Genomic DNA, 10,935 nt, shown 5'->3' with positions numbered 1-10,935 from the left:
CTATGACAAGCGGGCCGCGATCTTCGACGGGACCGTGCAGGTGGCCTCGATCCGGATCTGGCTCCGTGACCTGACCCGTTCAAAAAACAGTACCTAGCCCGGCCTTGGTGCACAGGGCGGTGAGGACGTCGTGGACGCGGTCTCGGGTGAGGGCGAACCGGGGGCTGGTGGAGGGGGTGCCGGTGGTTCTCATGATGAGCGAAGGGTGGCAATCTCGGCCGCCAGATCCGCTGTCTCTCCCCGGGATCGGTAGTTCCGGGCCGCTTGTTGGAGCGGGGCGAGGCGGTCGGTGACACGCACGGAGCGGACCTGGCGGTCGAGGGTGACCGGTGGACTTGGGGCGGCTGCAATTCTGACCTACGTTGGCGCTACGGCTGTAGCGGGTTATAGCTCATTCAAAATAGGATACTATTGTTAGCCTCGGCGGGGTGCGCAATTTATCAATGCGGCGCATCCCCGCGTCCACATGGGGGTTCATGTGTTGACACGTATAGTGTATTTTTTGGACTTCTTGCCGCAGTGGCCGGTTTCGCCTGGTCAATTCTTAGAGAAGATATCGTATTTTTTCTTGCATGAGCATTGCATTAACCGGATTCATTGCCGGTGGAATCATCCAATTCCGAAGAAGGCGAAAAGAGGGGCGCAATAGATAGGAAAAACATGAATCCTAAAATAAAAACATGAGCGTCTCGCCTTCTGGTCAAGGTCAATGCGCGGGAGCTGAACCCGTTCGGCTATACGGGCGCCTACCAGCTCCAGGACGGTACCGTGCACTTGTCCCACCGTTTCATGGACACCTTCACCCTGGGGTTCACCCAGCCGGACCCCTCCCGGCAAGAGCTGAACAACCACACCTGCGCGGGGTGTGACCCCATCAACAACACCGACCCCACTGGGCTAAATACGTGTGCTTGGGGCATCGCTGGGATGTTTGCAACCATGGCTGGATTTGCCTGGACTGCCTCCAGCGTCGCCAGCTTGGGTGCACCTGTAGCCTTGGCTACGGATGCCGCCGGCCCATGGGGGCTGGCTATTGTCGGCTTGGTCGCTATAGCAGCGATCGGAGTCGGTGGTTCTATTGACGACATGCAAAGTTGTTAGTCTGAATTGCCAGACTGGCCGTGCGGAAAAATAAGTTCTCCGCACGGCCTGAGAGGAATGACCGATGCTCAAAGTGGCCATTGCGCTGACAATTCTTTGGTCTGCGGCCTATCTGCTGCGAGCAAGGAAGCACACGGTAGAATACCGGTTTACAATGACCAAGGTGGAGTATCGAATACATCTCTTTTTGTTCATGGTAGTTTTATTGGCTTGGTTTTATGTTGTTGGCAACTTCATTTGGATAAGAATATAGACCCATGGTCTGCGATTCTTGTTTAGAAGGCGGGTGAGGTCGAGACCGCCACTGCCGAGTGGGTGGACTGGTACAACAACACCCGGCTCCATGGTGAGATCGGGCATGTTCCACCGGACGAGTACGAGGCCTCCTACTACGCCCAGAACACCCAAGAACCGCAGTTCACGGCACAGATAGAGAGTCTCTTACGAGTTGGTGCGTGATGGCGGGTGGCACCACTGAAGAGTCGTGGCGTGCTCTGGTCGTGGCGATCAAGTTCAATCATGCGGTCCTGGCCCATCCCTGGTTCACCGGCATCTCCCAGCATCACCTGGCCGCGCTCGTCGAGGAGCCGGCCCGCCCCTGGGCAACGGTGGTCGAGGACCACCGGCACCGAGCCCGGGGCGGGGCGAGGAAACGGGCCACAGGGGCGGGTCCCCGACACCGCCTGGTCTTCGTCGATCGGCTGGTGGTCACACCCTGATTCACTTGCGTCAGGACCTGCCGCACGCAGTGCTGGGCCTGCTGTTCGGAGTGGACCGCTCCACCGTCACACGGGCCGTGGGCCAGATCCGCACGCTGTTGGCCGAGCCCGGATGCGCGGTCCCCGACCGGCAAGGGATACGTCTGCGCACCGTGGAGGACGTGTTCGCCTACGCCCAGGCCGAAGGCATCGCATTGCGGTTGGACGCCACCCAGGTCCAGGTGCGCAGGCCCCAAGCGGGCCGGGGCGGTCGGCGGGCGTTCGTCTCGGGCAAGAAGAAGCAGAACACCATGAAGACCACCGTGGTGGCCGACCACCGAGGACGCACGTTGTGGACCGATGCGATGCGCCCCGGGCGGATGCACGACGCCGCCGTGGTGCGCGCCGAGGGCATCGACTCCTGCTTCAGGCATTTCCCCGATGTGGAGGTGCTGCTCGACGACGGGTACCTCGGTCTGCGGCGCGACCACCCGCATCAGGCCCTCACCCCGCCGCGTAAGCCGAACAAGAGTGCTCTGCCCGAGTTCCATGAGCGGTGGAAGTGCCCCCACCACGCGCATTCCTCAGATCGGATCACCGTCGAGAACGCCTTGGCCGACCACAAACGCTGGAAACAACTGATGCGCTGGACCCATCGGAGGGAGAACCTTCCGGCGACCTACCGCGCCATCGCCGGGCTGGTCTCCGACCGCACCGCGAACATCCGACAAGCACCACGAGCGGGTCCACCATGCCTCACCCGCTATCACGCACCAACTCGTAAGGGCTTCTCCACGGGCGCCGACCTGTCGGCCTACTTCCCTGAGGATCTGGACGCGAGGCTGGCGTGATCCGGGGGCGGCCTTCAGCGTTGGAAGGCACCTGTTTCCTTCGCAACCCCTTTATCCCGGTAGATCAGGAGCTGGTACCCCGGCACGCTGGCGACGTTGAAGGAGTGGAATTCGATGCTCAGCAGGCCCCGGTCGGGGTGGCACAGCACCTTCGTTTCGTGGGTCTTGGGTCGCACGTCGTGGCGCGCCCACAGGCCGGGGAACTCCGGGCTCTGAGCCTCCAGCCGGTCGAGCAGTTCCCGGAGCCGGGCGGGAGCGACGGCGAAGTCGGCGCTGTCGCGCAGGTTGGCCACCGTCGCCTCGGCGGAGGCCTCCCAGTCGACGAAGAACCGGCGGCCCTCGGGGTCCAGCAGGACCATCTCCAGCAGGTTCGCGGTCTCCTTGAAACCCGCGAACAGCTCCTGGGCCCGGTCGTTCAGCGCTAGGACGTCGAGTACCGGGTCCAGCACGATGGCGCCGGAGTCGTTCCAGGAGTCCATCAGGCCCAACAGCTCGGTCGGCACCGGCTGGATCGTAGCCTCTTGGCCGAGCCTGTGTGCCGTCCCGGCGAGTGCGTACAGGTGTCGTTCCTCGGCCCCGGTCAACCGCAGCGCCTTGGAGAGACCTGCCAGGACCACCTCCGAGGGGCGGGTCTCCTTGCCCTGTTCCAAACGGCGGTAGTAGTCGACGCTCACCTCGGCGAGAGCGGCGACCTCGTCGCGGCGCAGGCCCTGGACACGGCGCTTGCCCACCGCGGGCATTCCGACGTCCTGCGGAGTCACCTTGGCACGGCGGGTCATGAGGAACTCGCCCAACTCACTGCGTGGCATACCCCGAGCCTACTGAGGGGCGCGGCGCACCCCCTGGCCCGTGGGGGGCCGTATCGCTACCCCCCGATCCGGCGGAACCTGTCGCATGCTGCTCGCCATGAACACAGCACAGAACACCCAGGCCCCCGCCCAGCTCGTCTCCGGGACCCCGCTCGCCGGACGTGTCGCCGTGGTGACCGGCGCCTCCAGCGGCATCGGCGAGGCGACCGCCCTGCGCTTCGCGGGACTGGGCGCGAAGGTGGCTCTGGTGGCCCGCCGCGGCGACCGGCTCGACCAGGTCGAGGACCGTATCCGCGCCGACGGCGGAACCGCCCTGGCCCTGCCGACCGACGTCACAGACCGCACCGCCGTCCTGGCGACCGCCGACCGCGTCACCGGCGAGCTCGGCCGGGTTGACCTCGTCTTCGCCAACGCCGGTGTGCAGCTCATCTCCGGCATCACCGACCTGGTCGCAGCGGACTGGGACGCCCAGATCGACCTCAACATCAAGGGAGTCATGAACACCGTTCAGGCCTTCGTCCCGTCCCTGGAGTCGGCCGCGGCAGACGGCCGCAGTGCCGACCTCATCATGACCTCGTCGATCGCCGCCGTGCGGATCTTGGAGGGCTTCCAGGTCTACTCGGCGACCAAGGCCTACGTCACCCAGCTCTCCAAGCTGCTCCGCACCGAGCTGGGCCGCAAGAAGATCCGGGTGGCGACGATCGAGCCGGGCATGGTCGACACCGAGCTGCCCGATCACGTCACCGATCCGGCGGCGAGCAAGCTCATGGCCGACCTGATCGAGCAGATTGATGTCCTTTCGTCTGCGGACGTCGCGGAGACGGTCGCCTTCATGGCCGCGCTTCCCCAGCACGTCAACCTGACCGAGATCACCATCCTCCCGACCGAGCAGATCATCTGATGCCCTGACGGGAAAGGGTCGCCAGGTCGGGGGATGGCCTCCGCGGCACAGGCCTCTATGGGGTCAAGGCGGATTACTACAGGATCTAGCGGTAGCGCCACGACCTGCCCCGCACACGATGAAGCCCCCGCAACCGATGGTTGCGGGGGCTTCTCATGCCCACCTCACGAGACGCTGCGTCTCGCTACAGGCCCTGACTGCGGGGGTTGAGGAACATCGGAACAGGATCGTGCGCTAAGCGTGGGTACAGGGCCGGCGATGCCCCTTTCGGGCTTACCTTGTTCGCCCCCTTGTGGGTCAGGTGTGGAAGGGCCCGTAGGGCTCAGAACGCGCGAAGAGCTCCGCCACGGTGCGCTCAACCTCGGGCCCAGAGGATCCGGAGTGGATGTGCCGCTCTTGGGTGGTGCAGGCCTCGCGGCGCTGGGTGAAGTCGTCCTTGCCGGGGCCGGCCACGTACAGCGAGGGTCCCTTGCCCTGGAGCAGGATCCTGGTGGCCGTCTCTTCTTGGTAGGACAGGCGCTGGTCGATGCCCAGCGCCCGCAACTCGACCAGGACACGGGCCACGTCGTCCTGGCCCCGCCAGTCCTTGGTGTGGACGCACACCGCCACGTCCTTACCGGCCGCGGGGTCGGCGGCGACCATGGCCTTCCAGCCCAAACGACCCTCCTCAGTGGCCCCCACCAGGTCCGCCCACATCTGCTTGATGTGGCCGGTGGCGATGAAGGGCATCCACTTGCCGGTGAACCCGGCGTTGACCAGTGCCGCCACTTCCTTGCGCTCGGTCTCGCTCGCGGCCAGGTTCACGGCGTAGCGCCAGGGGTCCATCGGCAGGATCTCTCTCGTTCGTTACAGGGTTGAGGCGTCAGCATCGCGGATGGAGAACCCCCGAGGAAGCGATGCGGGCGTAGAGCGGCCGCTCGGTCTAAGCCCAGGCGCATAACGGCCTCCTGGCAGGGGGCTGCGACGACCACGGTGTGCGTGCCCGTCAGAGCTCACCCGACCGGTGGTGCGAGCCCCTCGACCCGGTCCCGGGCAGGGGCGGATCTCGCGTGGACCGGAGCACAACGCGCTCCAGGGAAAATCTTCCCACTGCGCGGCGCAGAACCTAGGGACTTTAGTACCCAAATGCGCAGCGAACCCGGCAGGAGACGCACGTCCTCACGCCGGTTTCGTTTTTCTTTGTGATGGTCAGAGATGGTTTTTTTCATATTTGTGCCGCGGCCGCCTCGGGTGTGCACGGATCTGTTCTTTTCAGATGGTTCGGAATGTGTTGTAATAATACGCGGGCGGGGCCCGAGGTTTCCCCAGTCGCTCCTTGGGCTCCGTTGTCCGTCCACCATCGGCCTGCTCGCCACGTGCGGGCGCCCCCTTGGGTCGAGGTGGGCCGTACAGCCTTCTGGGGCGGCGCTTCGGGCGTTGGTCGTCACCACCGAGGTGCTGCTCCAGTGGGTCGTGGCCACCCCGTGGGATCTTCTATCCGAGGTGTTCAGAGGTGAAGACGATACGTGTCCCGGGAGGCGCAACGTTGGGGGCCGGCGAGGGCTAAATCACCCGAATCGCCAGAGAACAACACATTGAAGGAACAACGTCGACAGCAGGAGGAAGACGCGCACCGTCAGGCGCGATCAGACGCAATCCGGCGGTGCCCTCGGAGCAGAATCGAATTCGAATTCGCACGGTTAATGCACGTCAACGGTGTTGTCATCGCCCATGACTTCAACCTGCAATACCCACCCGCGCTACTGTGGTCGCCGATGGTGGCGAGGTACTGCCGTACCTGACCCTGCGCAGAGCCTGGAACGCAGGGGCGACGTCGGCTTCGGCGAGCTCCAGGAGCCGACAGGTACACCACGGTCGGGAGCCTCACCCCCGTTCCTGTCGGACTCCCAAATCTCCACCGAGGACGGCCGGCAAGGGGCCGCGATCACCCGTCTTCGCGACGTGCTTGAGCACGCGCGGCTGATCCTCGAGGCGTGCTTCACTCCCCTCATCACTCGCCCGTGGTCCTGGGCTGCCCGATAACGTCTGTCTCATCACGCGATGGGCGCCGGCCGCATGAGCAGGCATGTGTGGGGTAGCACATGGCGGGTTAGTGTCCCAAAAGCTGACATAGGAGGTGAACGCGTGGCCCACGACTACGATGCGTGGGATGCTGAGGATGACGGTGAGATCGCCGCTCACCTGTTGTGGGCGGCGGTTCAGGAGATTCATGGGGACGCCGAGGCGCTGTGCCGGATGACCGTGCTGCACGCCGCGTTGGGGCAAACCCCCAACATGGTCGGGGTGATGTCGGGGTGGGTGGCCGGCGCCGAGCTGATGGTGCCGATGCCCGTGGGCATGGCGGCGTGCGCGGACCGTGAACCGCGCACCGGCCATGTCTGGGAGCTGGAGAACATCGGCCCGGGCACCGCGCTCGGTCACCGGGTCTTCGCCGCGCTGGCCAACCGGGACACCGAGATGACCGCGGCACTGTGGCAGACCGCCAACACCCCCGATGGACCAGGGGGAGAGGTGGCCCAAGACGTGTTGCTGACGGTGCTGAACCGCTGCGCTCTGGTCATCGCCCAGGCGCCGCGGGAGGGCCAGAGCGCTTGAGCCGGGGATCCTTACCGCGCATTCCTGTTCCGACGTTCCTCGCCCCCGTCGCGCTGAGTGGACACAAGAAAGCCCCCGCAACCATCGGTTGCGGGGGCGGTTGGTCAGCGGCGGATCTGGACCGGGGTGGAGTGCTCGCTGAGTTTGTGGGCCGGCGGCGTGCCAGAGATGTCACCGGCCCATCTTGGCGGTGAGGTTCCTGCGCGAACTCGGGGTGGGGTGCGGCTTCCTCGATCCGAGACGCGCCATACCGACCTCAACGAACGAGGCAGTCCAAGGAGCTGAGCTCGTACCCGATGATGGGCCCGGCCGTGAGAGAGGGATCAAGGGGTGAACGCGCTGACCTGTCCGGTGATGCGGTCCAGGGCGATGATGGCGCCGGGGGCCTGCCGGAGGAACGGGGTGGTTTCGGCCGACCACACGATCGAGGTGGTCAGCCTTTTGTTTCCTCTTGGTGTCCAGTCCACGGGCAGGGAGGCGGTGCGTTCTCCGGTTTCCCAGTCGTCGACCGTGAGCAGTCCGCGGCCGGCGTCGTCTGTGTCGTCGGGGTCGGGTCCCAGGGCGATGAAGGATTCGGTGGTGGGCAGGGCCAGGGTGTGGTTGCCTTCGAGGTTCACACCGTCCGGGTCCAGACGGTGGCGGAGTTCTCCGTCGTGGTCGTGGTAGTACATGCCCCGGTCGTCGAAGCTCTGGTCGGCCGCGACGTATCCGTCTTCGGTCAGCGCGAGCAGGCCGCCCTCTTCGGGCCAGGGGTCGGTGCTGAGTTCCTCGCCGGTTTCCAGATCCATGACCCTGCCTTGCTCCTCGATGTAGAGGCGCAGGGCGAGGGTGTTCGGCCCGAGAGTGAAGGTGGGGTCTGTGCTGTACCGGCCGTCGCCGATGGGCCAGGACTGTTCCCAACGGAGTTCACCGGTGTCGGCGTTCATGGCGATGAGTTCGTAGTCCCAGATTAGGCCGCTTCTGCTGCTCACGGTGGAGCGGCCGGCGAAGATCGTGTTCCCCACCACCGCGGTCTGTCCCAAGTAGGCGTCCGAGATCGAGTCGTCCTCGTCGCTCCAAGGGAAGACGGTGTCGTTCTGCCATAGGGTCGTGCCGTCGGTGAGGGATCGCGCGGTGAACCCCGCACGGAAGGTGAGGGATCGCGCGGTGAACCCCGCACGGAATTCGATGCGGGCGTCGTCCGTGAGATGGTGGATTCCAGCGGCGGACAGGGCCTGGCGCGCCCCCTCAGCCCCCTCTACCGGGTTGTACTTCGACCTTTCTCGTCCGACCTCTTCGATCTCCTGTTCCGCGACGATCCGACCGGTTGAGGTATCCAACAACAGCAGATCCTCTATGCGAGGATCGTTCGGGCGACGACTGTCGGCCTGTTTCTTGCCGAAGGTCAGTGCGATGTGCGCGGTGTCCTCGGTGGTGAAGGCGGCCCTGAGCGACGGTTCTTGGCGTCGGTAGTGCCAGGTGGGTTCACCGGTCACCCCGTCCAGGGCGATGACGCCGTCGTAGAGTTGCACGGCCACCCCGGAGGGGATGGGCATAACCCCGACCACCTTTTTACCTTCCGGCGGGGTCCACTCCCAGCCCTGCTGCGAAGCCGTCTGGGCGAGGGGGTGCTCGTCCAGGGCGCTGGTGGTGCGGTGGTCGGGGGAGTCAATGTTCCACCAGATCAGCCCACCGGCGGCGATCACGACCAGAGCCGTTCCGGCCGACCCGATGATCCACCATCGGCGTCTGTGCTTGGGGGATGTGCCGCTGGTGTGTTCTGGGGTGGACATACGGTAAGTGTCCTTTTCCGGGAAGCGTTGGGCAGGCGGGCGCCTACCGGGGAGAGGAACAGCGGTCCCTGCCGACGCTAAGCATCTCCAGAGGCCATGTCGATGAAGGTCAAGAAGCCGTGCGCACCAGGTCAAGGAATACACTAGCGGCATCCCGGACTGGTGCGCGGGTTCACTCGTCAGCGCGTCCTGGACGCACCTCCTTCGGGGAGACGCCGTAGAAGTCGCGGAACGTCCGACTGAACACCGCGGCGCCGGAGAACCCCCACTTCTTCGCGATCAGGTAGACGGGGACATGCGCCAAGGCCTCGTCGCCGAGGTCGTGGCGGGCATGCGCCAGTCGGCGCTTGCGTATCCATGTGGAAGCGGTGTCGCCCTCTTCCTGGAAGATCCGTTGCAGGTACCGGACCGAGATGTGGTGGGCGGTGGCCACCATGGAGGGGTCCAGGTCAGGATCGCCCAGCCGGTCGTCGATGAAGCGCTTGACCCTGATCAGGAGCGTCTGTCTGCGCGTCTCCGGTGGCAGCAGGCCCTCGGTCTCCAGCGCTTGGGCGAACATGCCGGACAGCAGGTCGCACAGGACCGTGGAGAGGCGGTCGGCGTCACCGGGGCCGCGGCCGGTCGGGTCGTTCACCAGGGTGCGCAGGAAGTTCTTGGTCAGCGATCCGTATCCGGAGGCGGCTGAGAACTTCGCTCCAGCGATCCGGCCCATGAACTTCTCGGGGAGCGTCAGCCGGGACCTGGGGATCTCCAGTCCGATTCCGTGCTGTTCCACGTGTCCGCGGCTCGCACGGATGGAGAACGGTGTGGAGGAGTCGATGACGCTGATCTCGTTCGTCCCGGCATCGACCGACGTGCGACCGAAGTCGCCTTCCAGGCGCCCGCGGAAGATGAGGGTCAGGTGGAGGTTCTCCGGGTCCGAGCCCCGGATGAGGGGCCGGGTTCTGGTGAAGACCACGGGCCGGAAGATGCTGGGCCAGAGCAGGACCCCGTCCAGGTCGAGAAGCTTCTGGTAGGCCTGGAAGGTGTGGGGCTCGTCGCTGCTGAGCACCAGCGGGGCGTGGGTCCTGGCCACGCACTCCTGCCAGTACCCAAGCCGCTCGGCCGGGGGGATGTCCCGTGTGTGGAACACGGCCTCGGTCACCGGGACCTCCTTCTAGGGGTTGTTGCTCGCCAGCGGTCATTTCGGAAATTCGTATCCATCTGATGGGGGTTCGTGCGGTTCTGTTCTGTGGCGGTCAGGGGGTTGAGGAACATCGGAACAGGATCGTGCGCTAAGCGTAGGGTTTCGTTTCCGATGTGCCTCGACCCCCAGTCAGCGGCCTTGGAGAGACGATGCGTCTCGCCAAGTGGGCACAAGAAAGCCCCCGCAACCATCGGTTGCGGGGGCGGGCAGGTCACAGCGCTACCGCCAGATCCCGTAGAAATCCTCCTCGTCCCCGCTCAGCGGTGGCGGACGACGACGTCGAAGCGGGACCGGGGCCAGTCGTCCAGGGTGAAGACCGGGCACCGGAGAGAGCCTGACAGCAGGCCGTAGAGGTAGTCGGTGGCGGTCACGGTGTGGCGGGCCCAGACGGAGCTCCGACAGCCGTCGGCGACCAGCGCCCAACCATCGGGGTCGCCGACAGCCTCCAGATAAAGGTCGTTGCCGTTGTCGTCCGACCCCAGGAGCAGCAGGTCATCGATGACGACGTCCCAGTCCCCCTCGGCCTTGCCGACACCGGGCCGGCTCTGTTCGTGGCCGCCCCGGATCGCGATGACGTCAGTCTTGTACACCTGCCTGAGGTTCTCGCGGCGTCCCGCGGAGTACTCCGGGAGCCCCTGGTTGATACTGAAGCCGAACCGGTTATCCACCTCCACGGCGTCGTGACCGATCCGGGTGAAGAACTCGCGCAGGTCCGAGGGCATCGGCAGGGCGGGCGGCGGTCCGGCCGGCTCCGGAGGACCGTCGGGGAACAGCAGGTCGATGAGTTCGTCAACGGCGGGCACGGGCCGTCCTCTCGTCCGGGGGATGAGGGCTGAGTGTCTCATCCGGCAGGGACGGTCTGGGCATCCAGGCGTAGGTGGGATCGGACCAGATAAGCCGGCAGGGGGCAACGGCCAGGGCGTCAGGTAGCTGAGCTACTGCGCTTCGGGGGTTGAGGAACATCGGAACGAAAACCCACGCTTAGCGCACGATCCTGTTCCGTTGTTCCTCACGCCCCGACC

At 65.2% G+C, this 10,935-nt stretch carries 10 protein-coding genes; 5 read left to right on the top strand and 5 right to left on the bottom strand.

Annotation, left to right across the window (positions count from 1 at the left end; all coding sequences use genetic code 11):
• Positions 1-696: 696 nt before the first annotated feature.
• From DSY14_RS07985 to DSY14_RS07975, 3 genes are all read left to right on the top strand, one after another.
• Positions 697-1,101: an RHS repeat-associated core domain-containing protein gene (locus DSY14_RS07985; protein WP_211715834.1), complete on the top strand. Its 405-nt coding sequence runs from the start codon at positions 697-699 to the stop codon at positions 1,099-1,101.
• Between the two features lie 458 nt (positions 1,102-1,559).
• On the top strand, positions 1,560-1,820 hold the full coding sequence (locus DSY14_RS07980; protein WP_211715828.1) for a hypothetical protein: 261 nt from the start codon (positions 1,560-1,562) through the stop codon (positions 1,818-1,820).
• A gap of 5 nt (positions 1,821-1,825) precedes the next feature.
• Entirely contained in the window at positions 1,826-2,650 is an 825-nt protein-coding gene (locus DSY14_RS07975; protein ID WP_211715827.1) for a transposase family protein, read from the top strand.
• A gap of 14 nt (positions 2,651-2,664) precedes the next feature.
• On the opposite strand, the gene DSY14_RS07970 is transcribed toward DSY14_RS07975, so the two are convergent.
• Complete coding sequence (locus DSY14_RS07970) at positions 2,665-3,459, bottom strand: helix-turn-helix transcriptional regulator (protein ID WP_249187502.1); 795 nt, start codon at positions 3,457-3,459, stop codon at positions 2,665-2,667.
• A 97-nt stretch (positions 3,460-3,556) separates the two neighbouring features.
• On the opposite strand from DSY14_RS07970, the gene DSY14_RS07965 reads away from it, so the two are divergent.
• Positions 3,557-4,360, top strand: a complete 804-nt coding sequence (locus DSY14_RS07965) for an SDR family oxidoreductase (protein WP_249187501.1) — start codon at positions 3,557-3,559, stop codon at positions 4,358-4,360.
• 297 nt (positions 4,361-4,657) lie between these two features.
• Here the strand turns inward: DSY14_RS07965 and DSY14_RS07960 are convergent, their stop codons facing one another.
• A complete protein-coding gene (locus DSY14_RS07960) occupies positions 4,658-5,185 on the bottom strand; it encodes a putative phosphothreonine lyase domain-containg protein (protein ID WP_211715826.1) in 528 nt (175 codons plus the stop codon).
• Positions 5,186-6,484: 1,299 nt separating this feature from the next.
• Here DSY14_RS07960 and DSY14_RS07955 point away from each other — a divergent pair.
• Positions 6,485-6,955 carry a hypothetical protein gene (locus DSY14_RS07955; RefSeq protein WP_211715825.1) on the top strand — a complete coding sequence of 157 codons (471 nt, stop codon included), beginning with the start codon at positions 6,485-6,487 and terminating at the stop codon, positions 6,953-6,955.
• Positions 6,956-7,278: 323 nt separating this feature from the next.
• Here the strand turns inward: DSY14_RS07955 and DSY14_RS07950 are convergent, their stop codons facing one another.
• From DSY14_RS07950 to DSY14_RS07940, 3 genes are all read right to left on the bottom strand, one after another.
• Positions 7,279-8,727: a hypothetical protein gene (locus DSY14_RS07950; protein ID WP_211715824.1), complete on the bottom strand. Its 1,449-nt coding sequence runs from the start codon at positions 8,725-8,727 to the stop codon at positions 7,279-7,281.
• 172 nt (positions 8,728-8,899) lie between these two features.
• On the bottom strand, positions 8,900-9,871 hold the full coding sequence (locus DSY14_RS29425; RefSeq protein WP_211715823.1) for a helix-turn-helix domain-containing protein: 972 nt from the start codon (positions 9,869-9,871) through the stop codon (positions 8,900-8,902).
• 299 nt (positions 9,872-10,170) lie between these two features.
• Positions 10,171-10,716 carry a hypothetical protein gene (locus tag DSY14_RS07940; protein ID WP_211715822.1) on the bottom strand — a complete coding sequence of 182 codons (546 nt, stop codon included), beginning with the start codon at positions 10,714-10,716 and terminating at the stop codon, positions 10,171-10,173.
• Positions 10,717-10,935: the final 219 nt, after the last annotated feature.

The organism is Nocardiopsis sp. MG754419 (assembly GCF_018207095.1).
Taxonomy (GTDB): Bacteria; Actinomycetota; Actinomycetes; order Streptosporangiales; family Streptosporangiaceae; genus Nocardiopsis.
This window is presented reverse-complemented; position numbering and strand designations above follow the sequence as displayed.